General features: G+C 73.1%; 21 protein-coding genes and 2 riboswitches. Of the genes, 8 read left to right on the forward strand and 13 right to left on the reverse strand.

Annotated features, from left to right (window positions below):
* Positions 1-8: 8 nt before the first annotated feature.
* On the reverse strand, positions 9-1883 hold the full coding sequence (locus V6V89_RS15490; RefSeq protein WP_334619802.1) for a magnesium chelatase subunit D family protein: 1875 nt from the start codon (positions 1881-1883) through the stop codon (positions 9-11).
* Positions 1884-1928: 45 nt separating this feature from the next.
* A riboswitch (cobalamin riboswitch) is annotated at positions 1929-2057 on the reverse strand.
* Between the two features lie 4 nt (positions 2058-2061).
* Positions 2062-2236: riboswitch (cobalamin riboswitch) on the forward strand.
* A 32-nt stretch (positions 2237-2268) separates the two neighbouring features.
* On the opposite strand from V6V89_RS15490, the gene V6V89_RS15495 reads away from it, so the two are divergent.
* The 3 genes from V6V89_RS15495 to V6V89_RS15505 are packed head-to-tail and all read left to right on the forward strand — an operon-like array spanning position 2269 to position 3553.
* The gene (locus tag V6V89_RS15495; protein WP_334619803.1) at positions 2269-2454 is read left to right on the forward strand and encodes a CbtB domain-containing protein; all 186 of its coding nucleotides are present in this window, start codon (positions 2269-2271) and stop codon (positions 2452-2454) included.
* A 5-nt stretch (positions 2455-2459) separates the two neighbouring features.
* Complete coding sequence (locus V6V89_RS15500; protein WP_334619804.1) at positions 2460-3179, forward strand: CbtA family protein; 720 nt, start codon at positions 2460-2462, stop codon at positions 3177-3179.
* Positions 3176-3553, forward strand: coding sequence for a hypothetical protein (locus V6V89_RS15505; protein ID WP_334619805.1), 378 nt, complete (start codon positions 3176-3178; stop codon positions 3551-3553). The genes V6V89_RS15500 and V6V89_RS15505 overlap by 4 nt, the downstream gene beginning before the upstream one ends.
* 72 nt (positions 3554-3625) lie before the next feature.
* On the opposite strand, the gene V6V89_RS15510 is transcribed toward V6V89_RS15505, so the two are convergent.
* Genes V6V89_RS15510 through V6V89_RS15555 form a run of 10 tightly spaced genes read right to left on the reverse strand, consistent with a single transcriptional unit; the run spans position 3626 to position 14439 of the window.
* Positions 3626-4597, reverse strand: a complete 972-nt coding sequence (locus V6V89_RS15510; protein ID WP_334619806.1) for a DNA topoisomerase IB — start codon at positions 4595-4597, stop codon at positions 3626-3628.
* Entirely contained in the window at positions 4581-5462 is an 882-nt protein-coding gene (locus V6V89_RS15515; RefSeq protein ID WP_334619807.1) for a glycosyltransferase family 9 protein, read from the reverse strand. Before V6V89_RS15515 ends, V6V89_RS15510 begins: the two co-directional genes overlap by 17 nt.
* Positions 5459-6136, reverse strand: a complete 678-nt coding sequence (locus tag V6V89_RS15520; protein ID WP_334619808.1) for an SDR family oxidoreductase — start codon at positions 6134-6136, stop codon at positions 5459-5461. Before V6V89_RS15520 ends, V6V89_RS15515 begins: the two co-directional genes overlap by 4 nt.
* Positions 6133-7515, reverse strand: coding sequence for a PfkB family carbohydrate kinase (locus V6V89_RS15525; RefSeq protein WP_334619839.1), 1383 nt, complete (start codon positions 7513-7515; stop codon positions 6133-6135). Before V6V89_RS15525 ends, V6V89_RS15520 begins: the two co-directional genes overlap by 4 nt.
* Complete coding sequence (locus V6V89_RS15530) at positions 7515-8123, reverse strand: D-sedoheptulose-7-phosphate isomerase (RefSeq protein WP_442935149.1); 609 nt, start codon at positions 8121-8123, stop codon at positions 7515-7517. Before V6V89_RS15530 ends, V6V89_RS15525 begins: the two co-directional genes overlap by 1 nt.
* Complete coding sequence (locus V6V89_RS15535; protein WP_334619809.1) at positions 8123-9334, reverse strand: glycosyltransferase; 1212 nt, start codon at positions 9332-9334, stop codon at positions 8123-8125. The genes V6V89_RS15530 and V6V89_RS15535 overlap by 1 nt, the downstream gene beginning before the upstream one ends.
* Positions 9319-10263 carry a glycosyltransferase gene (locus tag V6V89_RS15540; RefSeq protein ID WP_334619810.1) on the reverse strand — a complete coding sequence of 315 codons (945 nt, stop codon included), beginning with the start codon at positions 10261-10263 and terminating at the stop codon, positions 9319-9321. The genes V6V89_RS15535 and V6V89_RS15540 overlap by 16 nt, the downstream gene beginning before the upstream one ends.
* Positions 10260-11837 (reverse strand): HAD-IIIA family hydrolase, encoded by a 1578-nt coding sequence (locus V6V89_RS15545; RefSeq protein ID WP_334619811.1) that lies wholly within the window; start codon positions 11835-11837, stop codon positions 10260-10262. The genes V6V89_RS15540 and V6V89_RS15545 overlap by 4 nt, the downstream gene beginning before the upstream one ends.
* Positions 11837-12805, reverse strand: a complete 969-nt coding sequence (locus tag V6V89_RS15550; protein ID WP_334619812.1) for a glycosyltransferase family 2 protein — start codon at positions 12803-12805, stop codon at positions 11837-11839. Before V6V89_RS15550 ends, V6V89_RS15545 begins: the two co-directional genes overlap by 1 nt.
* The gene (locus tag V6V89_RS15555; RefSeq protein ID WP_334619813.1) at positions 12802-14439 is read right to left on the reverse strand and encodes a carbamoyltransferase family protein; all 1638 of its coding nucleotides are present in this window, start codon (positions 14437-14439) and stop codon (positions 12802-12804) included. Before V6V89_RS15555 ends, V6V89_RS15550 begins: the two co-directional genes overlap by 4 nt.
* Before the next feature lie 63 nt (positions 14440-14502).
* Between V6V89_RS15555 and V6V89_RS15560 the strand changes: the two genes are divergently transcribed.
* Both V6V89_RS15560 and V6V89_RS15565 read left to right on the forward strand, forming a co-directional pair.
* Positions 14503-14943, forward strand: coding sequence for an SRPBCC family protein (locus V6V89_RS15560; RefSeq protein ID WP_334619814.1), 441 nt, complete (start codon positions 14503-14505; stop codon positions 14941-14943).
* 51 nt (positions 14944-14994) lie between these two features.
* Positions 14995-15732, forward strand: coding sequence for an ABC transporter permease (locus tag V6V89_RS15565; protein WP_334619815.1), 738 nt, complete (start codon positions 14995-14997; stop codon positions 15730-15732).
* A gap of 3 nt (positions 15733-15735) precedes the next feature.
* On the opposite strand, the gene V6V89_RS15570 is transcribed toward V6V89_RS15565, so the two are convergent.
* A complete protein-coding gene (locus V6V89_RS15570; protein ID WP_334619816.1) occupies positions 15736-16431 on the reverse strand; it encodes a DUF4097 family beta strand repeat-containing protein in 696 nt (231 codons plus the stop codon).
* 138 nt (positions 16432-16569) lie between these two features.
* On the opposite strand from V6V89_RS15570, the gene V6V89_RS15575 reads away from it, so the two are divergent.
* Both V6V89_RS15575 and V6V89_RS15580 read left to right on the forward strand, forming a co-directional pair.
* A complete protein-coding gene (locus V6V89_RS15575; protein ID WP_334619840.1) occupies positions 16570-17340 on the forward strand; it encodes an SAM-dependent methyltransferase in 771 nt (256 codons plus the stop codon).
* Positions 17337-19271 carry a putative bifunctional diguanylate cyclase/phosphodiesterase gene (locus V6V89_RS15580; protein WP_334619817.1) on the forward strand — a complete coding sequence of 645 codons (1935 nt, stop codon included), beginning with the start codon at positions 17337-17339 and terminating at the stop codon, positions 19269-19271. The genes V6V89_RS15575 and V6V89_RS15580 overlap by 4 nt, the downstream gene beginning before the upstream one ends.
* On the opposite strand, the gene V6V89_RS15585 is transcribed toward V6V89_RS15580, so the two are convergent.
* Positions 19262-20854 (reverse strand): phytoene desaturase family protein, encoded by a 1593-nt coding sequence (locus V6V89_RS15585; protein WP_442935150.1) that lies wholly within the window; start codon positions 20852-20854, stop codon positions 19262-19264. The two genes, V6V89_RS15580 and V6V89_RS15585, sit on opposite strands and share 10 nt — an antisense overlap.
* Positions 20855-20897: 43 nt before the next feature.
* Between V6V89_RS15585 and V6V89_RS15590 the strand changes: the two genes are divergently transcribed.
* A complete protein-coding gene (locus V6V89_RS15590) occupies positions 20898-22319 on the forward strand; it encodes an aldehyde dehydrogenase family protein (protein WP_334619819.1) in 1422 nt (473 codons plus the stop codon).
* The last annotated feature ends 3 nt before the right edge of the window (positions 22320-22322 follow it).

Raw genomic sequence — 22322 nt, forward strand, 5'->3', positions numbered from 1 at the left:
CCTTCCGATCATGCGGCGCGACGCAGCGTGGTCGCGGACAGGTCCTCCAGGCGCAGGCAATCGGCCCCAAGTGCGGCGGCCAGGCGCCGTGCCAGACCCAGCCGCACCGGCCCGGCCTCGCAGTCGATGACCACCGCCGCGGTGCCGCCGAGCTCCGCCACCACGGCCAGCGGATCGGGGCCGGCGGTGGCCCTCCCGTCCGTGACGAGCACGAGGAGCGGCCGGCGGCGCGGGTCGCGGCGGCGCTCGGTGCGCAGCGTGGTCGCCGCCGCGCGCAAGCCGGCCGCGAGCGGCGTGCGCCCACCGGTGCGCAGTTCGGCCAGCCGCACCACGCCCACCTCGTGACTGGACGTCGGCGGCAGCACCTCTTCGGCTCCGGCACCCCGAAAGGTGATCATGCCCACCCGGTCACGCCGCTGATACGCGTCGCGCAGCAGCGACAGCACCGCCGTCTTGACGGTGCGCATCCGCTGCCGCGCCGCCATGGAGCCGGAGGCGTCGACCACGAAGAGCACGAGATTGCCTTCCCGACCCATGTGCACGGCCTCGCGCAGGTCTCCACGATGGACGGTGCGGCTGCCGCGCGCGGTGGCGGCTCTCAGGGTCGCGGGCAGATGCACGGGAGCGCTTTCCGCGCGGGGCAGCCGCGCGCCGACCACGCGGCCGCGCGCGGCATACGCGGCGGAGCGCCGCCCGGTGTGCGCCCGCTGACCGGTCTTCGGGAGCGTGAGCACCTTCGGTTTGTATGGCGTCCCCGGCGCCGACGCCGGCTTGGTGGGCGCCCCCTCCCCATCAGCCGCATCGGGACGCGGTGCGCCTCCACCTCCACCACCGTCGTCCGGCCCGTCATCCCGGGTGTCATCCGGCGTGTTCTCGGCCGCGTCCAGCGCGTCCTCCAACGCCTGCTCGTCCGTCCCCGGCGGATCGAGCGGGTCACGGCGGCGCCGGTGTGGCAGGGCCAGACGCGCCGCCTCCCGCACCTCCTCGGCGGTCACCTCGGCACGCCCGTGCCACGCCGCGAGCGTGAGCGCGGCGCGTGCCACCACGATGTCGGCCCGCAGCCCGTCCACCCCGTACGCCAGGCAGAGGCGCGCGATCCGGTCGAGCTCGGCGTCGGGCAGCACCACGCCGGGCAGCCGCGACCGCGCGGCCCTGATCCGCTCCCCGAGCGTCGCGTCGGCAGCCGCCCACCGGGCCGCGAACCCGTCCGGGTCCGCGTCGTAGGCGAGCCGCCGGCGCACCACCTCGACGCGCGGTGCCGGCTCGGTGGGCGCCCCGACGGACACCACGAGGCCGAAGCGGTCGACGAGCTGCGGGCGCGGCTCACCCTCCTCCGGATTCATCGTGCCGACGAGCAGGAACCGCGCCGCGTGCTTCACCGACACCCCGTCGCGCTCGACGTGGGCGCGTCCCATCGCGGCGGCGTCCAGCAGCAGGTCTACCAGGTGGTCCGGGAGCAGGTTCACCTCGTCCACATAGAGCAGTCCACGATGGGCGGTGGCGAGCAGCCCAGGCTCGTACGCCTTGACGCCGTCGGCGAGCGCGCGCTGGATGTCGAGCGTGCCCACGACCCTGTCTTCGGTCGCGCCAACCGGCAGCTCGACGAGCGCGGCACGGCGCGTGCGGGCCGCGACGCCGGAGGGGTGCGGCCCGTCCGGACACTCCGGGTCGGGCGCCACCGGGTCGCAGGCGAACCGGCACGGCGTGACGACGTCCAGCTCCGGCAGCAACCCGGCGAGCGCGCGGACCACGGTCGACTTCGCGGTCCCCTTCTCGCCCCGCACGAGCACTCCCCCGATCGCGGGATTGGTTGCGGTCAGCAGGAGTGCGGTGCGCAGGTCGTCGAGGCCGACGACGGCTGAGAACGGGTATGGCGCGGGCATGTGCGCGAGTCCCTTCCGCGGGTGTCCACGCCCGCGTATCGGTGCGGATGAGCCGAGCGCCCGAAGTGTCTGACTCCCGGGTTGACCCCGGTCACAGTGGCGGGACCGTCCCGGACTCGCACCGGGTTCCTCCGTCACACGCTCGCTCGGCCATGCTAGCGGTGCAGGTGAGGAAGCGATACGCTGCCCAGGCCACGGTGTACGGGAAGCCGGTGTGAATCCGGCGTGGTCCTCGCCACTGTGACCGGGGAGCGCTCCGCTCACCACGCCACTGGGCCGACACTGGTCCGGGAAGGCCGAGCGGAGTGTGCTGATCCGGGAGCCAGGAGACCGGCCGTGGCATTGACCGGATCGCCACGAGGCATGGACGAGAGGAACACCTGGCATGTCGTCGCCCGCACCCTCCACATCGGTTGCTCCCATCCGCGTGCCCGTCTTCGCGTGGCTGCTCGTCGCTGTCGCGCTGGGCGTCATCTACGTGCTGCTTCAGCTCAGCGGCACCGCGTTCGCCGAGCAGCTGCACGAGTTCACACACGACGGCCGGCACGCGCTCGGCGTGCCCTGCCACTAACCCCCGTGACGTCCCTGACACTCGGCGCCGTGCTGCGCCGGGGGGCGCTCTGCGGCCTGATCGCGGGCCTCGCGGCCGCGCTGGTCGGGCTGCTCCTCGTCGAGCCGCGCCTCGACGAGGCGATCGCCCTCGAAGAAGCCTCGCACGAGGAGCCCATGTTCAGCCGCGGCACGCAGGTCTTCGGTGGTGCGGTCGCCGCGGTCGCGGTCGCGGTGTGCCTCGCGCTCGTCGTGGCCGTGGTCTTCGCCGGCGTACGCCACCGGCTGCCGGCCAGCACCGACTTCGGCCGCGCGGCACTGCTCGCGTTCCTCGGATTCGTGACGGTGGCGCTCCTGCCGGCGGTCAAGTACCCGGCGAACCCACCCGGCGTCGGTGATCCCGACACGGTGACCGAGCGCACGGTGCAGTACCTCACCCTCATCGCCGCGGCGATCGCCATATCGTGGCTCGCGTTGCTGGTGCACCACCGGCTCGCCGGCCGCTCGTGGCCGGCGCAGCACCGCACGGCCACCGCCGTCGCGGTCGCCGCGATCGGATACGTCGCGCTGCTCATGACGTGGCCGCCGAACCCAGATCCGGTGCCCGACACCATGCCGGCCGACCTGCTGTGGGACTTCCGGGTGGCATCGCTTGGCGAGCTGACCGCACTGTGGACGGTTTTCGGCTTGACGTTCGCGCTGTCGCTGGTGCCCCGCCGCGCCCCGGCGTCCGCCCGCTCCGCGTGAACCGCGTCACCGTCACGGTCTGCCGCGGCTGCTGCTGCGGCACCGTGTCGAAACACCCGGACGTCGACCACGACGGCCAGCTGCGAACGTTGCGCGCAGCGGCGGGTCACCAGCACCGGGTACGCGCCAGCGAATGCCTCAACGTCTGCGATCAGTCCAATGTGGTCGTCGTACAGCCAGCACCGGCGGCCCGGAGCGCCGGCGCCCGCCCGGTGTGGCTCGGCGGCGTTCTCGACGACAGGGCGGTGGCGGCCATCACCGACTGGCTCGCAGACGGCGGCCCGGGCGTCGCGGCGGTGCCCGAACCCCTCGCCACCCACGCCTTTCCCGCTCCACGCTGGCCCGAGGCCCGAGCTCGCCTAACCGACCGCTGACCCAGGCCGCGCTGCTCAAGCCCTCAACCCGAGGACGCCGTTGTGTGGCGCCCCTGGGCGGCGTGGGGTGGCCTAGTCGGACAGGAGTTGGAGGACGGCGCGCTCGCGGTCGCTGGTCGAGTCGAGGTCTGCCACCACGCCGTCGGCGAAGAGGTCGAGGACGCGGGGGTCCACGTAGGAGGCCCTCGCCACCGCCGGCGTGTTGCCGAGCAGGTCGGCCACCTCCCGCATGACGGCGCTTACCGTACGGCGGCGCTTCGTCGCCGAGGGCTGCGGCCCGGCCGCAGCCAGCCGCGCCGCCGCCAGTACCGTCGCGTGCCAGGTGCGGAAGTCTTTCGCGGTCATCTCGCTGCGGCTGATCTCGCGCAGGTACTCGTTGATCTCGTCGCTGCGCACCTCGTGCCACTGCCGCCCGTTGCGGTAGGCGAACAGCCGCACGTGTCCCCGCCGAGCCCGGCGCAATGAGCGCAGCACCTCGCACACCGCCGGGTCGTTCACCGTACTGATCTGTTCGATGCCGCCCTTCGCCGGGTACTCGAGGACCACGTAGCCGCGCTGTGCGCTGGCGTGCTCTGGTCGTAGGGTCGCGACACCGTACGTGGGGTCGGCGCCTGACGCGTACTGCTCGCCGCCCACCCGGAACGCGCCCATGTCGAGGAGTTTGGCGATCGCGGCCAGCACGCGGTCTCGGCCGAGCCCGCGGCCAGCCAGGTCGGCCTCGATCCGCTTGCGCATCCGCGGCAGGCGGCGCGCCACCCGCAGCACGTGGTCGTGCTTGGCCTCGTCGCGCTTGGTCCGCCACACGGGGTGGTACAGGTACTGCTTGCGGCCGGCCGCGTCGACACCGGTGGCCTGGATGTGGCCGCGCTCGTCGGGGCTGATCCAAACCTCGCGCCAAGCGGGCGGGATGACCAGCGACCGGAGCCTGTCGAGCACGTCCGGGTCGGTGATCCGCCGTCCCGCCTCGTCGATGTACACGAACCCTCGCCCGTGCCGGCGCCTGCCATACCCGGGCCTGCTCGGGTCGCTACGGCGTAGGCGCACAGAGCACTCCGTCCACAGCCGACAGTATATCTTCGACGGTTACGTCCAGGAGCTTTCCGCGCCACAATGGCCGGTGTTCGGACCGGTCGGGTGGTGGCCCCCAGAGCGCGGGTGACACCGTGCCGAACACGGTCACCGACGGGGTCCGGTACGCGGTGGCCAAGTGGGCGATGCCGGTGTCGCCGCTGACCACCAGGCGGGCGTGCGCGACGAGCGCGGCCAGGTCGCCGATGTCGGTGTCGCCGGCCAGCACCGCCCCGGGTGGCAGGCCAGCGAGAGCGGCCACGTCAGCGGCGCGCGGCGCCTCGGCGGGCGACCCGGTGACCACCACCCGGTGGCCGCGCCCGCGCAACGCGGCGGCCACGGCGGCGAACCGCGCCACCGGCCAGCGCCGTTCCGGCGCCTTGGCACCCGGGTGCACGATGGTCAACCCCACCGACCGTGGTGGCGGGCGGCGCACCGCCAGGTCCGACGGGTCGGTGGCGACGCCGTACCAGGACAGCATGCGGCACCAGCGCCGCACCTCGTGCTCTTCCGCTGTCCACACCGGACCCTCGTGGTGCTCGGCCTCGCGGCACGCGAACGCCATCATCGGCGCCACCCCGGCCGATCGGAGCAGCCGGTGCGACTGCGGTCCGCGACCGTGCAGGTTGACGGCCACACTGGGAGCGGGCAGCTGGCGCGGCGCCAGCCCATCGCACGGTACGAGCGCGTCGATGCCACCGATCAGGTCGACCAGCGGGCCCAGCCACGCGGGCGCGGCGAGCACAAGGGGGCGGTCCGGGAAGGCCGCGCGCAGGCCCCGCAGCGCCGGCACCACGGTGAGCAGGTCACCGACGCCCAGAGCGCGAAGTATCAGGATCATGGGTAGGAGGTCTCCTGGTCGGCGCAGACCACGAGCTCCCGCACGACGCAGCCGGGGGGCTGGTCGAGTGCGAACATCACAGCCGCGGCGACGCTGGCCGGGTCGTTGAGCACGGCGTCGGCGCCGGGCCTGTATCGCTCGTCGCGCTCGTCGAAGAACGCCGTGCGCATGCCGCCCGGCACCAGCAGCGTGACGTCGACGCTGCCGGCCAGTTCGGCGGCGAGCGCCCGCGTGAAGCCCACCACGCCGAACTTCGCCGCACAGTACGCGGTGGCGTCGCTGACCGCCTTGACGCCCAATGTGGACGCGACCGTGACGATCGTCCCGTGTGCCTGTTCGAGCGATGGCAGTGCCGCCCTGACCACCGCCGCCGTGGCGAGCAGGTCGACGGCGATGACGCGCTCCCAGGTCTCCGCCGGCACGTCGGCGAGTCGCCCGGGCACGTCCATACCGGCGGCGGCGACCACCGCGTCCAAACCGCCCAGTGACGCGGCCGCGGCGCGGGTCGCCTCCTCCGCGGCGCGGGTGTCGGCGAGGTCGCAGTCGGCCCAGGGCACGCCTTCGGCCGGCGGCCGACGGTCCAGCACGTACGGCCGCCAGCCTTCCTTCGCGGCGGCGGTGACGACGGCGGCGCCGAGGCCGCTCGAACCTCCGGTGACCAGAACGCTCCTCATCGTGCTCCCTCCCGCGCAGCGGCGATCATGGTGCTGGTGGAACGACCGTCCAGGTACGGCACGAGAACGGCCTGGCCGCCCCAGCGCCGCATCAGGTCGGCCTCGGGCAGTTCGGCCGCGTCGGAGCCGTAGTCGCCGCCCTTGACCCACACGTCGGGGCGCAGCCAGGTCAGCACGGCCTCCGGTGTGGACTCGTCGAAGACGACGACGGCATCGACGCAGCCGAGTGCGGCGAGCAGCCGTGCCCGGTCGGCCTCGCCCACGACCGGCCGTTCGGGGCCTTTGAGCCCTCGGACGCTGGCGTCGGAGTTGAGGCAGACCACCAGGCAGTCACCGAGCCGGCGGGCCGCTTCCAGGGTCGCGACGTGACCGGCGTGCAGCAGGTCGAAGCAGCCGCCGGTGGCGACCACCTGCCCGCCAGCGGCCCGCACCCGCGACAGCACCTCACCGGCTGCGTCCCGACCAACCCCGCCGGGGGAAGGCCGCGGCGAAGAAGAAGACAACAACGAGGACGACACGTACGCCGTGGCGTCCCGTACGGCTTGCTCGACCGCGCGCGACATCAGCTCGCCGCCCGCGAGCGCCACCGTCACCGCCGCCGCGAAGCTATCGCCCGCACCGCACGCGTCGCCACCGTCCACGACGGACGCTGGTACGACCAGTGGCGTGGGGCCGGCGTGGCACAGCAACGCGCCGTCGGCGCCCATCGTGACCGCGACCGCGCCGGCACGCCAGCGCCGCCGAAGCTCCTGCGCACCCGCCGTCGCCACGGCGATACGGCTGCCGCCGTCGACCTCAGAGCCGGACGAGCCGGCGGAAGCGAGCCGGCGCACCTCCGCCTCGTTGGGTGTGGCGAGCCGTACGCCCGGCACCGGTGCCGGGCCGCGCGGGTGTGGATCCCAGACGACCGGCGCGGACGCCCTCCCGAGCGCCGCCCGCAGGTCCGGTTGCCGGACGAGCCCGCGGCCATAGTCGCTGACCAGAATCGCGGTGGCGTCGCGGAGCGCCGCGAGCGCCGCGTCGGGCGCCTCGCCCACCGCGCCGGGCGCACCGCCGCGGTCGAGCCGCAGCATCACTCGCCCGTCGGCGCGCAGCCGCACCTTCTCCGGCGTCGCGCCGCGCATTGGCAGGGCGTACACCTTGACACCGGCCGCGGACAGCAGCTCGCTCAAGCAGGCCCCGCCCGCGTCGTCGGCGAGCGCGGTCACCAGGACGACGTCGCCGCCGTACCGCGCGGCGAGCACCGCCGCCAGCCCTGCTCCACCGGGGCGCTCCAATGCCGACCGTTCATTGAGGACGGGCGCTGGGGCGTCCGGGCACAGCCGTTCCACCGCGCCATCCACATCACGATCCAGCAGCGTGTCACCCACCACGACAATCACGAAGACCTCACGAACGAGAGGGCCGGACGGCGCGCGACCAGCGTCGGCAGCGCCAGGTCGATGTGCTCGCACAGCACGTGTACCGAGACCAGGTGCAGCTCCTGCACGACCTGCGGGTCAGACGACGGCACCGCCAGGACGTCGGAGCACAGCTCGGCCAAGGGGTTCGGGCTCTGTCCGGTGAAAGCCAGCACGCGCAGCCCCGCCTCGGCGCCTGCCTCAGCGGCAGCGAGCAGGTTGGTGCTGCGTCCGCTGGTCGACATCAGTAGCAAGACGTCGTCCGGGCGGCCGTGCGCCCTTACCTGCCGCGCGAAGACCTCCTCGAACCCGTAGTCGTTGCCGATGGCGGTCAGCGACGACGTCTCGGCGGTCAACGCGATGGCGGACAGCGGCTGGCGGTCGTCGCGCAGCTTGCCGACCAGTTCGGCGGCGAGGTGCTGGGCCTCGGCGGCGCTCCCGCCGTTTCCGGCGACCAGCAACCTACCGCCCGCGGCGAGCGTACGCGCCAGTTCGGTGCCCCAGCGGGCCAGCTTGCCGGCGACCTGCCGATACGGGACCAACGCGGACGCGAACGCCGCCAGGTGGCTGTCGAGTACCGACGACATCAGGCCACCGCCCCGCTCGGCCGGCGCAGGCCGCCGACCGCCTCGTACACCGCGATGAGCTGTTCGGCGGCCCGCTTCCACGAGTAGCACTGGCGTGCTCGGTCGACGGCGGCGGTGGCGTACGTGAAACGTCGCACGGGGTCGGCGAGCAGTCTGCGCAGCGCGACGCCGAGCGCCCGCGGGTCGCGCGGCGGCACCAGATCACCGGTCAATCCATCCACGACGGTGTCTGTGATCCCGCCGACAGCTGTCCCGACCACAGGTATACCGCAGGCCATTGCCTCCAGCGGCACCAGTCCGAACGGCTCGTACCACGGTGCGGCAGCGACCACGTCGGCCGACCGGTACCAACTCGGCATTTCACTTGCTGGCACCGCGCCGACGAGCCGGACCTGGTCGGCCACGCGGGCCGCCTCGGCTTCGGCACGCAGCTTCTGGGCAAGTGGGTCGTCGTCCACGCTGGAGCCTGGCGGCCCGCCGACGATGACGCATTCCGCGTCGGGCAACGCGCGCATGGCCCGGATCACGTCGGCGAAGCCCTTGCGCTCCACGAGCCGGCCGACCGTGAGGACGCGGGACCGGTTCGGGTCACGAGGCACGGTCGGCCCCTCGGGCGTGAACTTCTCGCTGTTGACACCGGACGGGATGACCGCCAGGCGCGACCGTGGAACGCCCATGCGCACCAGTTCCCGCACCTCGTCCTGGCACTGCGCGATCACGCGGTCGACGGCTCGGCCGAGCGCCCGCTCGTACCCGATCCGCTTGGGCGGGCTGGTGTCCGCCGCCCCCTGGTACCGGCGCTTGACGGTGCCGAGCGCGTGGTATGTCTGCACCACCGGGACCCCGGTCTGCCTTCCAGCGGTGAGAGCGGCGAGCCCGCTCATCCAGAAGTGCGCATGCGCCACGTCGGGTGTCCAGTCGCCGCGCCACTGCTCGACCAGCCGACGCCCGAAGTCCTTCATGTACGGCAGGAGGGAATCCTTCGGCAGCGCCTCGGGTGGGCCGGCGGGCACGTACACGACCGTGACGCCGTCCATCCGCACCAGATCGGGCGGCTCCTGTGCGTCCCGGCGGGTGTACACGCGCACCTCGTGACCCTGGTCGACGAGGGCCGCGGCTAACTCGGCGACGTGCGTGTTCTGGCCGCCCGCGTCCTCGCCGCCCAGCGAGGCCAGTGGGCTCGCGTGCTCTGAGATCATCGCGATGCGCATACTTCCTCCTCAAGCAGCCGGTCCCAATCGGCGAGGAAACGATCGAGGCCGTAGCGGGTGCCGGCGGCCTCACGCGCCCGGGCGCCAAGACGGCGCGCCGCCTCGGGCTCCTCGAGGAGCCACTGTGCGGCTTCGACGAGCGTGTCGACCCGGGTACTGAGAACGCCCGCGTCCGGCGGAACTGCGGCGACGGCTTCGGTGGTGGCGAGCGCCACGACTGGGATGCCCATCGCCATCGACTCGATGAGGCTGAGCCCGAGCGACGTCCAGCGGCACAGGTGCAGGTAGGCGCGGCGGCGCGCGACCTCCGCGTGCATCCGCGCCTGCGGAACGTCTTCGTGGGCAGTCACGTCCGGTACGGCCAGGCCGGCCACGCCCATGCCGTACACGTCGAGCGGCGCCACGGCCGCGAACCGCGGCATCAGGTCGGTGCCGGTGACCCGGCCGCGGCGTACCGGCTCGTTGGTCACCACGGCGAACCGGTCCAGCTCGCCCGTGTAGGAGGCGGTGGGCGGGACGATGCCGTGCTCGACGACGGCGGTGCGGGTGTCGCCGGTGTCCCAGAACAGGTCGTTGAAGTGGGTGACGTGCACGACGAGCAGGTCGTCCCGGTCGGCCATGGGGTGCCGGCTGTCCGGCACGTCACCCTTGGGGGTGTTGTGCTCGACGTAGATCCTGGGCACGCGACGACCGAGCAGGGCGTCCAGCAGGTCCACTTCGGACGGGCGCTGGAGGATAGCGATGTCGATTTCTTCGGAGGAAAGCCGATGCAGCGGAACCTCGACCACCGTGTCCGGCCACGAGTACGTGCGTGCCCGGCCCAGGCCCCACGGCCCGCGGTCGGGCGTCACCGGCACGAGGTACCGGTGCTTGCCGTGTACGAACGCGGTCGTCCACGAGCCGTGCACGTGCCAGAGCAACACGTTCATCGCACACCCACCAGGCGGACGGCTTCGACGACCGCGTGCGGATCCACACTGGCCAGGCAGGGGTGGCCGGGTATCGGGCACGTCGACGCCCGGGTGTGCCGGCACGGGGCGGCCGCCTCACCCAGCCGCACCCACGGCACGCGGTACGGGCCCCACTGTCCGAAGGAGACGGTCGGTGCGAAGAGGCTCACCACGGGCGTGCCGACGGCAGCCGCCAGGTGCGCCGGCCCGGTGTTGCCGACGACCAGGCAGCCGGCGCCAGCGATGATCGCGGCGAGCTCACCAAGCGACGTCTGCCCACCCAGGTCCACACCTACCGAGCCGGCGACCCGGCCGCTGAGCGAACGCTCGTCCGGACCGCCGGTCACCACGACGCGGTGCCCCGCATCGGCCAGCGCGGTGACGATCTCCGCGCACCGCTGCGGTGGGCAGGCACGGGCCGGCACCGACGAGCCGGGGTGCACCACCACGTATCCGAGTGGCAGCCCAGCCGGGGGGAGCTCGCGCAGCCGCAGTGTGGGTCCGTCGTCCGGCGGAAGCGGAAAGCCGGCCGCGGCGGCCAGCGACAACGCTCTCTCCGTCTCGGGCAGGCCGAGCGGCACCCGGTGCCGTACGTCCAAAAGGGAGCCGGGATAGTCATCGCTGATCGCGGAGATCCTGCCCACGCCGGCCATCCGCAGCACCAGTGCCAGCGGCAGCGGCGACTGGTGGAACGAGGTGAAGATGACGGCCTCTTCGACGCCGGCCGCGGCAACCCGATCCCTCACTAGATCCACTGTGGACCGATCCACTGCCGATGGCTCCGGGTCGATCCACGGCACCCGCCACTCGATGAGCTCGTCGACGCCGGGTAGCAGCTCGGCCGCGGCCCGCCCGCGCGGCCCGCACAGCATGACGACGCGCTCGGCGCCCGCCGCCACCGCCCGGATCGCGGGGCCCGTCACCAGCACATCGCCCGCCGAGTCAGGGCGGGCGACGAGGACGGTGCGGCGGCGTACCCCCGCTGGGCTGGCCACGAGTCGCTGCCGGCGCAGGATCACATCTACCGCCCCGCCCAGGTCGCCAGCCACCGCTGGGGCCGCGGCGACCTCCTCCGCCCGGGTGACCTCGGTCGGCACCAGGATCCCCGCGGCTCCGGCAGCACCAGCGGCGATCATGTCGCTGCCGATGTCACCCACGACGACGCAGCGCTCTGGCGTGGTACCGAGGGCCCGCGCGGCGTCGAGGATCATCCCGGGCGCCGGCTTGCGGCACCGGCACCCGTCGCCGGGACCGTGCACGCACGCCTGCCAGGTGTCGAAGGGCCCGAGCAACTCGTCGACGCGTGCGTTCACCCGGGCCAGGTCAGCGGCGGTGAACAGGCCGCGCGCCAGGCCGGACTGGTTCGTCACCACGCCGAGTTTCAGCCCGGCGGCCCGGAGCCGGTCGAGCGCGGCGCGCGCCCCAGCCACCGGGCGTACCTGGTCAGGATCCCCGTTGTATGGAACGTCTACGACGAGCGTGCCGTCCCGATCGAACAGAACCACGTCGAAAAGCACGAGAGGCGAGTGCCCGGGAGAAGGTGAAGTAAACATCACCTGACCTCGCCAAACGGGCGGGCGCCACGCCCCGCCCACCAGCCGCGCAGCCAGTGCATGGTGGCGAGTGGCGGGATGGCCGCGCTCGTCACGGCCATGGTCACGATCTCGCGCGGCGTCCGGGGACCGGGCCCGACCCGTGCCAGCGCGAACTCCGCGGTACCCGCCAGCCAGCCGGCCGCGCCCAGCATCCCAACCGGAGTGCGCGGGGCGATCAAGGCCGCGACCAGCGCGGCTGTCGTCGCGACGTGCCGGCGTCGCCGTCCCGGCGCGATCTCCAGCAGCGCCCGCCACCGGGGACCGTACATCCGGCGCAGCAACGCGTCGTCCGCGTTCCCGCGCTGTGCCCGCAGGCTCGCCCACGGCCCCTCGGGGCGCACCGGATGACTCACCGCCCTTGCACCGACCAGCAGCCGCCACCCGGCCTGCCGCACTCGGTGCGCCAGCTCGGTGTCCTCTCGGTACGCGCGCGGAAACCGCTCGTCGAACCCGCCGACCGCCGTCAGCGCGGCCGACCGGTACGCCATGTCCGCGGTGATCCAGCGAGCCCGCGCCAGGCCGGCCGTCGAGCGTTCCCAGTCGGTCGGCCGCCGGTGCGCCGGCAGCGGCACCCGGACCCGGCCCTGCACGCCGCCCACGTCGGGCGGGACGTCGAGATCGCGCGCCAGGCGCGCGAACCAGTCCGGGTCCGGCACCACGTCGTCGTCCAGGAACGCGATCCATTCGGATCGGGCGGCCTGCCAACCCACGTTGCGCGCCGCCGCAGGTCCCGCGCCGCCGCCCGCCAGCACCTTCGTGTACGCGGACAGCGTCGCCGGGACCACGAGTGGCTCGGCGCGGTCCACCGGCCCGCGGTCGTCGACGATCAGGATCTCCACCCGGTCGTCCACACCCCGCGCGAGCGCCTCGAGCAGCACCCCGAGGCTAGGCCTCCCCACCGTCGGGATGACGATCGAGACGTTCATCGGAACGCGCCGACCCGGTGCACCGCGAACGGCCCCATCGCCAGCAGGTCGACGGGCGCGGAGCCGAACAGCTCCATCGCCTCGCGCGGCGTGTCGACCATCGGCCGCCCCGCGGTGTTGAGAGACGTGTTGACCACGACCGGCAGCCCGGTCAGCCGGTCGAACTCGGCCAGCATCTCCGCGACCAGCGGCTCGCTCTCCCGGTCCACCGTCTGCACCCGGGCCGTACCGTCGACGTGCACGACGGCGGGGATCCGCTCCCGCCACGCGGGCTTCACCCGGTGCACGAACAGCATGTACGGGCTCGGAAGATTGCCCTCGAAGATCTCGGCCGCTCGCTCGGCGCGCACCATCGGTGCGATCGGACGAAACTGCTCGCGCCCCTTCACAGCATTCATCCGGACGGTGGTGTCGCGGTCACCCGGGTGGGCGAGCAGCGACCGGTGCCCGAGCGCCCGCGGCCCGTACTCGCTGCGCCCCTGGTACCAGGCGACGATGCCGCTACCGGCCAGTACCGGGGCCGCCTCCGCCGCGATCGACGGCGGCCGTGTGTAGGGCAGCGCCGCCCGCCGCAGCTCTGCCTCGATCTCCTCGTCGGACCAGCCGCGGCCGAGGTCGGCGCCGGGCATGGGTGCGGTGCGGTCGTCCAGCTCGCGCGCGACGTGCAGGGCCGCCCCCAGCGCGGTGCCCGCGTCGCCCGCGGCGGGTTGCACCCACACCCGGTCGAACGGCCCCTCGGCGGCGATCCGGGCGTTCGCGACGCAGTTGAGCGCGACTCCACCGGCCATCGCGAGCGTGCGCGGCCCACCGGCCGCCTCGTGCACCCACCGGACCAGGTCGAGCAACACCTCTTCGAGCCGCACCTGCACGCTCGCGGCAAGGTCGGCGTGCTCTTCGGCGAGGTCCGCGTGCGCGGGTCGGGCCTTCGCGAGTGCGCCCCAATCGATCCGCTCGACCACGAAACCGCCCTCGCCGGTGCTCCGGATCAGCTCGCGCAGTACCCCGAGGTGCTTCGGAGCACCGTACGAGGCAAGCGCCATCACCTTGTACTCGTCGCTGGAGTGCAGAAAGCCGAGGTGCCGCGTCAGGTCCTCGTACAGCAGCCCGAGCGAGTGCGGGAGTGCCTGGCTGTACAGCGGCTCCAGCACGCCGTCGCGGTAGGCCCCGGCCAGATGGCTGGCCGACTCGCCACGCCCGTCGAGCACCAGCACCGCGCTGTCGCCGTCCCGGTACGGCATGGCGAGCCCCGCCGAGGCGGCGTGCGCCACGTGATGGGGCACGAAGCGCACCGCGCCCGGGTCGAGCCCGGGCAGCGCGGTCGCGAGGAAGTGCGGCGCGCGTTCGGCGTACCGCTGGCGCAGCCAGTCCCAAGGATCTCCGTCGCGCTCAGGCAGGCAGAGCGCCGGGTCGAACGAGTACGCCACCGCGTCCAGGTCGCCTGGGTCCAGGCCCGCGCTGGCCAGGCACCAGGCGGCGGACAGTTCCGGCAGTTCCCACGCGGAGAACGGCACTGGCCGCTTGCCGTGCTTGCGCCGGCTGAACCGTTCCTCCTCCGCTGCCGCCACCACCTGGCCATCGACCACCAGCGCCGCGGCGGGGTCGTGGAAGATCGCGTTGACACCGAGTACGCGCATGGGCCGCTGGTACCCGAAGACTTACCGGTTACACCTGTCCCCAACGCGGGTACCTGCACTGACATGGCGGTCGTGGAACGGGTCATCGATGCCTCGCCCGAGCGGGTGTGGGCGGTACTGGCCGACGGCTGGACGTACAGCGACTGGGTCGTCGGCACGGCACACGTCCGTAACGTCGACGACTCGTGGCCGGCACCCGGCGCGCACCTCTACCACAAGGCGGGGCCGTGGCCCCTCTCGCTGCGTGACAAGACGGTCGTGCTGCGCTCCGACCCGCACCGCGAGCTGGTGGTGCGCCCCCACATGTGGCCCCTGGGCGAGGCCGAGGTGATCCTGTCCCTGACCGAGGTCTCCCCCGGCCGCACCAAGGTCACGATCGGCGAAGACTTCACCGCCGGCCCGGCGCGCTGGCTGAGGACGAAGCTGAACGACCTGATCTTGCACCGACGCAATGTCGAATCGCTCCGCAGGCTCTCCGACGTGGCGACCCGCCAGAAGTCCTGATCAACGCTGTCGAGGCGACAACCGCCTGCTCGCCGGGAGATCATCTACGGCGTGACCGAGACAGATGTGCCGATCGGACCGCTGCTTGGGGTTGTGCTCGGCGTGCTCGCCCTCGCTGGAGCCGGGGTGGCCTACGCCGGGAGGCTCGGCGTTGGGCGCGCGGTGCTCACCGCGTCCCTCCGGGCCGCGGTGCAGCTGGCCGCCGTGTCGGTGATCATCGTCGTGGTCCTCCGCCACGGGCTGCTCACGTCCGCGTTCATCGGTCTGATGTACACCGTCGCCGCCCTCACCGCGGCCCGGCGCGTCGGCGACGGCTGGTCCGCGTGGTGGATCGCCGCCGCGGCCATCGCGGCCGGGGTCGCGCCGGTGCTCACGCTGCTACTCGCCTCCGGCCTGGTGCCGCTGAAGGGCATCTCCGTCGTGCCGATCGCCGGCATCCTCATCGGCGGCGCGATGACCGCGACCTCGCTGGCCGGCCGGCGAGCGCTGGACGAGCTGCGCACCCGGCACGGCGAGTATGAGGCGGGCCTCGCGATCGGGCTGATGCGCCGCGACGCCGCACTCGAGATCGCCCGGCCGAAGGCGGCGACCGCGCTCGTGCCGGCGCTCGACCAGACCCGGACCGTGGGCCTGGTGACCCTGCCCGGGGCGTTCGTCGGTGTGCTGCTCGGCGGCGCCAGCCCGGTGCAGGCCGGCGCCATCCAGCTCCTCGTGCTCATCGGTCTGCTCGCGGTAGAGAGCCTCGCGGTCCTCGTCACGATCGAGGCGATCTGCACCCGGTACAACTAGGGCCTAGGCGGCCCGCACCGAGACGTCGCCGACATTGCCCCGCATCGTCACGAGCGTCCTGGCGTCGGGGCTAGTGGGCAGATCGATGTTCTGGTCGCCCAGCTCCACGTCCACGTCGAACCGGTACGACCCGGTCGACGGCAGGTACACCGCCGTGCTGCCCACGTCGTTGGAGGTGTCGACGCTGGCCGGCACGGTCGCGAACCGCAGGTCGACATCGCCGACGTTGGTGTACGCCTTCGTCTTGCCCGCGAGCCCGGTCCCCTTGATCGCGCCGACGTCGGTGGCGATGTCGAGCGCGCCGGTGATGCCGGTGATCGTCACCTCGGAGGCGTCCGCCTTCAGGGCCACCGTCACGCCGGCCGGCACCTCGACGCGGTAGTCGGTCTCGCACTTGAAGTTGAACCGCCGCTTGCCGTCGCAGCCGTCGTCGACGAGGTAGAGCGTGCCGCCCTCGGTGCGGTGGCTGGTGCGCGGCGGCTCGTCGGAGTACCGGCGCGTCTCCCGCACCTGCACCGGCCCATCGGTGGCGACGATCGTCACCGAGCCGGCGTTGGCGCGCACGTCGAGCGCGGTGACCGTACCCGGCACGCCGTACCGATCCTCCTCCGCGGAGGTGTCGATGTCGGCGACGCCGCAGGCCGCCGCGGCGAGGAGGGTGACGCCAGCGAGGCCCAGTGTGGACAGTGTTCGAAGCATGCAGAGATGGTGGCGCGAGACGCGCCGCCACGGATCCGGTGCCGCCCGGATTTCATCCCTTACGGGCCGGCAGACGGTTTGAGGTGTGACCCCGGACACAGGATACTCAAGACCGTGACGAACGCCGAGGACGTCGACATGGGCACAGCCACCCTCGCCAGGGCGTACGACTACCTACTTGGTGGATCGCACAACTTCGCCGCAGACCGCGAGCTGGCCAAACGCATAGTCACACTGATGCCAGACGCGCGGCGGCAGGCCCGGGTCAACCGCGCCTTCCTGCACCGCGCCGTCCGGTTCGCCCTGAGCGTCGGCGTCCGCCAGTTCCTCGACATCGGGTCCGGCATCCCCACCGTGGGCAACGTGCACGAGATCGCGCGGAAGGTCGACCCTGGCGCGCGGGTGGCGTACGTCGACATCGACCCGGTCGCGGTGGCCCACAGCCGCCAGATCCTGGCCGGCAACCCCAACGCCACCGTGATCCGCGAAGACCTCTGCGAGCCGCGGGCTATCCTCGGCCACCCCGACGTGCGCGGGCTGCTCGACCTCGACCAGCCGATCGCGCTGCTGATGGTGGCGGTGTTGCACGCGGTGCGCGACGAGCGCGACCCGTACGGCGCGGTGGCCACCCTCAAGGACGCGCTGGCACCGGGCAGCTACCTGGTGATCGGCCACGCGACCTACGAGAGCCGCCCCGACGAGTTCCACAAGATCATGGAGATGACCGAGAGCACGACCACCCCGCTGGCCATGCGCGCGCACGCCGAGATCCTGCGCTTTTTCGAAGGGTTCGAGCTGGTCGAGCCGGGCCTCGTCTGGGTGCCGGAGTGGCGGCCGGAGTCGCCGGAAGACGTGCCCGAACGGCCGGAGATGTCGGCGAACTACGGCGGCGTGGGACGCAAGCCATGACCGCCGCGCGACGGTTCGCGCTCGCCTGGGGCCAGGCGGTGCACGAGGCCAGCTACGTGCTGATGACCCGGGCCGAGCGCGAGGCGTTCTTCCTCGACCTGACCGAGCGGCTGGCGGCCGCGCTGACCGCCGATCCGTTCGACGCGTACGGCGGTTACCAGGTCGGCACAGATCTGGCCGAGGCCGACGCGATCGCCCCGGAGGCCCTCGGCCGCACCGTCACGCTGCTCAGCACCCGGCTGCTCGCCGACCTCGAACTGCACGGCCTAATCAGCCGCGACCGGCTGACCGCGCTGGTCGAGGCCCTCTGCATGGGATACACCGCCGCGCTGCAGGACCGCACACTCGACAAGCAGGACTCATTGCGCCGAGCCGACATCGCCGCGCGCACCGAGGCTGAGCAGGCGCTGCGGCGCAGCGAGGAGCGGCTGCGCCACGCCGCGCTCCACGACGCCCTGACCGGCCTGCCCAACCGCGCGTTGGTCACCCACTGGCTCGCTGCGCTGCGCACCGCGCCCGACCCGCCGGAGCGCTTCGGCGTCTGCGTGATCGGCATCGACCGCTTCACCGCTGTCAACAACAGCCTCGGGTACGCGGTCGGCGACCGGCTACTGGTCGCGGTGGCCGAGCGCCTGTCGCTGTTCTGCGACGAGGCCGCGCACTGTGACTCCGGACTCGCTCAGTCGCGCGGCGCCGAAGGCTCTGACTCCGGACTCGCTCAGTCGCGCGGCGCCGAAGGCTCTGACTCCGGACTCGCTCAGTCGCGCGGCGCCGAAGGCTCTGACTCCGGACTCGCTCAGTCGCGCGGCGCCGAAGGCGACGCCTTCCCTCGTCGCTTCGCTCCTCGGTCCAGGCGTCGCCGCGCCAGCTCCCTCGCTCATCTCGGCGGCGACCAGTTCGCGCTGCTGATCCGCGACACAGAAGGGCCGGAAGACGCGGTGAAGCCCGCCGACCGGGCCCTCGCCGCGCTCCGGGCGCCGTTCCACATCGACGGGCACGAGCTGCCGATGACCGCCAGCGCCGGCGTCGTCGAGCGCGCCGTCGACGCCGCCGACCCGGTCGACGCGCTGCGGGCCGCCGCCATGAGCCTGTACTGGGCCAAGGCCGAGGGGCGCGACCGCTTCGAGCTCTTCGACGAGATACGTAGCGCCCGCGAGGTCGCCCGCTACAAGCTGTCGGCGGAGATGCCCGGCGCGCTGGCCCGCGGCGAGTTCAGCCTGGCGTACCAGCCGCTGATGAGCCTCGCCGACGGCTCGGTGGCCGGGGTCGAAGGGCTGGCCCGCTGGCATCACCCGGAGCTCGGCGAGCTGCCGCCGGCGCGCTTCATCCACCTGGCCGAAGACTCCGGTTTCATCGTGCCGTTAGGCATCCACCTGCTGGAGCGGGCGTGCCGGCAGGCCGTGCGGTGGCGCACCGCCCGGCCCGAGCCGCCGGTGGTGAGCGTCAACCTGGCCGCCCGGCAGCTCTGCCATCCCAGCCTCGCGGCCGACGTCGCCACCGTGCTCGACCGCACCGGCCTGCCGGCCGAGCTGCTACAGCTCGAGATCACCGAGAGCGACGTCATGACCGCCGAGGCCGACGCGGTCGCCAACCTGCACGCCCTCGCCGGCCTCGGCGTGCGGATCGCGCTCGACGACTTCGGCACCGGGTACTGCAGCCTCGCGTACCTGCGACGGCTGCCCGTCCACGGCATCAAGCTGGCCGGCGCGTTCAGCGCGAGCCTTGGCCGTCCGGGCCTCGCCGGCCGCACCGACGAGGCGGTGCTCACCACGCTCGTCCACTTGGGACACACATTGGACCTCACGGTCACGGCCGAAGGCATCGAGACCGCCGCCCAGCTGGAACGCCTCCGCGCGATCGGCTGCGACCTGGGTCAGGGCTGGCTACTCGGCCGCCCCACCACCGCCGACCGGGTCTTCGATCACCGGTAGATGGCGCGGTGCGCGGCGGCGATCGCCGCCTTGTAGACGGCGCCGGTCAGGGCCCGGTCGCGGGCCAGAGCGGCACGGGCCGCGTTGGCGCCGGGGCCGCCGTGCACGCCGCCGCCCGGGTGCGCCGACGAGCTGGCCAGATACAGCCGGTCGATCGGCGTGTCCGCCCGGCCCAGCCCGGGAATCGGCCGCAGAAACAGCTGTTGGTACGCCGCCGCGGTGCCGCCACCCACCGCGCCGCCCACGAGGCTGGGGTTTTCCCGCTCCAGGTCGGCGGGGCCGGCCACGTGCCGCCCCACCACCAGCCTCCCGAAGCCCGGCGCGTACTCCTCCAGCACCGCCTCCATGCGCGCCACGTGCTCGGCCACGTCGTCGGCTGTCCAATCCAGACGGAACGGCAGGTGTGTGTAGGCCCACAGCGACTCGGTGCCAGGTGGTGAGTGCGCCGGGTCGGCGGTGGTCATCTGCCCGACGAGCAGGAACGGGTGCCGCGGCACCTCACCGCACGCCAGCGCGGCCGCGTACTTCGTCAGGCCATCCAGGTCGGCGCCCACGTGTACGGTGCCCGCACCAGCCGCCGCGCTGTGCTTCCAGGGCATCGGGCCGGCAAGCGCCCAGTCCACCTTGACCGTCGAACCGTCCCACTTGAAGTGCTCCAGGTCGGTCACCAACCGGGGTGGCAGCAGCGCCGCGCCGACCAGGTGCAGGTACAGCGACGGTGCCGGCACGTCGGCGAGCACGGCACGGCGGGCCCGCCAACGGCGGCCGCCCACAGTGGACACTCCCATCGCCCGGCCGCGCGCTGTCAGCACCCGGTCGACGCGCACGTCGTACTCGATGCGCCCACCGCGGGCCCGCAGCCGGCGCACGAGCGCGTCGGTGATCTGCTGCGCGCCCCCGGCGGGCACCGGCCACCCGAACTCCTGCCCCAGCATGGCGAGCAACCAGCCGTAGATGCCGCTGGCGACGTCGTCGGGGGACAGATCGGTATGGAGCGCGCAGCCAGCCATCAGCAACTGGGCGCCCTCGCCCTCGAACATCTCGCCACCGAGCTGGCGGCTGGGCAGCACGAGCCGGCGCGCCATCCGCAGCGCCCCGGCCGTCCGCAGCCGCCGCAGCGCCGCCAGCGTGCCGGCCACCGGCGGGAACGGCGTGAACAGCGCGTCGAGCAGCGGCTGGGAAAGGCCGGACCACTCGGCGTACGCGTCGAGCCAGCGCGTCCCGTCACCCGGGGCGAACTGTTCGACGGACGCCGCCGTGGTCTCCGGCCGGCGGCTCAGCGTGGCCGCCCGCCCGTCGGGCAGCACGTGGGTGAGCACCTCGGGGGCGTGCCGCCAGCTGAGCCCGTGCTCGGTCAGGCGCAGCCCGCGCATCACCGGTGAGGCGTATCCGAGCGGATAGAACGAGCTGAAGAGGTCGCTCAGGTAGCCGGGCGCGGTGACCTCGCCCGACCGCACCGCGCCGCCCGGCGCACCGGTGGCCTCCAGCACCAGAACGTCCCAGCCAGCATCGGCGAGCAGGTTGGCGGCGACGAGGCCGTTGTGCCCCGCTCCGATTACGACAGCGTCGACCATCGGTCCCATTGTCGCGCGTTTCGCGCACCCCCGCCCGGGGGATCACCTCCGCATGTACGAGGTGGAGCAGCTCGTTGACGGTGAGTGGTTGCCCGGAAGCGGGGACCTGACGGTGTGTGACCCGGCGGACGGCCGGCCGGTGAGCCGAGTGCCCATGGCCTCGCCCGCCGACGTGGACGCGGCGGTGAAGGGCGCCCAGCAGGCCGCGCCGGCCTGGGCCCGGATGGCGCCCGCCGACCGTGGCACCGCGCTGCGCTTGGCGGCCGACGCGGTCGAGTCCGCGGCCGACCGGCTGGCCGAGGCGATGACCGCGGAGATGGGCAAGCCACTGGATGGCGCGCGGGCCTCCGTAGAGGCCGGCGTGGGGACGCTGCGCCAGTACGCCGAGCTTGGTCCGCTCCACCGCGGCAAGGCGCTGGCCGGCGGCGCGCACGCGATCGACCTGATGGCGTACGAGCCGCGCGGCGTCGTCGCGGTCATCACCCCGTGGAACGACCCGGTCGCCGTCTCCTGTGGCCTGCTCGGCGCGGCGCTGGTGACGGGCAACACGGTCGTTTACAAGCCGAGCGAGCGCGCGCCCGCGACCGGCTGGCTGCTCGCCCGGCTTCTCAACGAACACCTGCCGACCCGGGTGCTGTCGCTGCTGACCGGCGGCGGTGATGTCGGCGCCGCGCTGGCCGGGCACGAGGTCGACGTGGTCGCGCATGTGGGCTCCACGGCGGCGGGCCGCTCGATCGCGGCGGCGTGCGCGCGCACCGGCGCGAAGGCGCTGCTGGAGAACGGTGGCAGCGATCCTTTGATCGTCGATGAGGACGTCGACCCGCAGTGGGCGGCGGAACAGGTGGCGCTGGGCGCGTTCGCGAACTCGGGGCAGATCTGCGTCGCGGTCGAGCGGGTGTACGCGCACCGAGCTACCGCGCCGCAGTTCCTCGCCGCACTTGTCCAGGCGTGCCACGAGCTGCGGGTCGGTCCGGGGCGCGACCCGCGCACCGACCTTGGCCCGCTCGTTGACCGCAGGCACCGGGACCAGGTGCACGCGCAGGTGACCGAGGCGATGGCCGGGGGTGCACGCCTCCTGTGCGGCGGCACCGTCCCGGACGGTCCCGGCGCGTACTATGCACCGACCGTGCTCGCGGATTGCACCGATGACATGGCGGTCATGCGCGAGGAGACGTTCGGCCCGGTCGCGCCGGTGATGGTGGTGAACTCCTTCGACGAGGCCCTGTCCCGCGCGGCCCACTCGCCCTATGGGCTGGCCGCGACCGTGCTGACCGGTTCCTGGGAGCACGCCCAGCGGGCCTGGCGGGAGCTGCCGGTCGGCACCGTCAAGGTGAACGCGGTGTTCGGCGGCGCGCCCGGCGGCGCGGCCCACCCCCGGCGCGGCAGCGGCCAGGGCTTCGGGTACGGCCCGGAGTTGCTGGACGAGATGACCGTCACGAAGGTCGGCCACCTCGCCCAAGCACCCCGACGCTGAGCT

Origin of the sequence: Micromonospora sp. CPCC 206061 (assembly GCF_036906915.1) — a bacterium.
GTDB lineage: Bacteria > Actinomycetota > Actinomycetes > Mycobacteriales > Micromonosporaceae > Phytohabitans.

Coding starts and splice junctions, on each gene's coding strand:
- V6V89_RS15490 (WP_334619802.1), bottom strand. CDS start 1,883: ATGCCCGCGCCATACCCGTTCTCAGCCGTCGTCGGCCTCGACGACCTG.
- V6V89_RS15495 (WP_334619803.1), top strand. CDS start 2,269: ATGTCGTCGCCCGCACCCTCCACATCGGTTGCTCCCATCCGCGTGCCC.
- V6V89_RS15515 (WP_334619807.1), bottom strand. CDS start 5,462: ATGATCCTGATACTTCGCGCTCTGGGCGTCGGTGACCTGCTCACCGTG.
- V6V89_RS15520 (WP_334619808.1), bottom strand. CDS start 6,136: ATGAGGAGCGTTCTGGTCACCGGAGGTTCGAGCGGCCTCGGCGCCGCC.
- V6V89_RS15530 (WP_442935149.1), bottom strand. CDS start 8,123: ATGTCGTCGGTACTCGACAGCCACCTGGCGGCGTTCGCGTCCGCGTTG.
- V6V89_RS15535 (WP_334619809.1), bottom strand. CDS start 9,334: ATGCGCATCGCGATGATCTCAGAGCACGCGAGCCCACTGGCCTCGCTG.
- V6V89_RS15540 (WP_334619810.1), bottom strand. CDS start 10,263: ATGAACGTGTTGCTCTGGCACGTGCACGGCTCGTGGACGACCGCGTTC.
- V6V89_RS15545 (WP_334619811.1), bottom strand. CDS start 11,837: ATGTTTACTTCACCTTCTCCCGGGCACTCGCCTCTCGTGCTTTTCGAC.
- V6V89_RS15550 (WP_334619812.1), bottom strand. CDS start 12,805: ATGAACGTCTCGATCGTCATCCCGACGGTGGGGAGGCCTAGCCTCGGG.
- V6V89_RS15555 (WP_334619813.1), bottom strand. CDS start 14,439: ATGCGCGTACTCGGTGTCAACGCGATCTTCCACGACCCCGCCGCGGCG.
- V6V89_RS15560 (WP_334619814.1), top strand. CDS start 14,503: ATGGCGGTCGTGGAACGGGTCATCGATGCCTCGCCCGAGCGGGTGTGG.
- V6V89_RS15570 (WP_334619816.1), bottom strand. CDS start 16,431: ATGCTTCGAACACTGTCCACACTGGGCCTCGCTGGCGTCACCCTCCTC.
- V6V89_RS15575 (WP_334619840.1), top strand. CDS start 16,570: ATGGGCACAGCCACCCTCGCCAGGGCGTACGACTACCTACTTGGTGGA.
- V6V89_RS15580 (WP_334619817.1), top strand. CDS start 17,337: ATGACCGCCGCGCGACGGTTCGCGCTCGCCTGGGGCCAGGCGGTGCAC.
- V6V89_RS15585 (WP_442935150.1), bottom strand. CDS start 20,854: ATGGGACCGATGGTCGACGCTGTCGTAATCGGAGCGGGGCACAACGGC.
- V6V89_RS15590 (WP_334619819.1), top strand. CDS start 20,898: ATGTACGAGGTGGAGCAGCTCGTTGACGGTGAGTGGTTGCCCGGAAGC.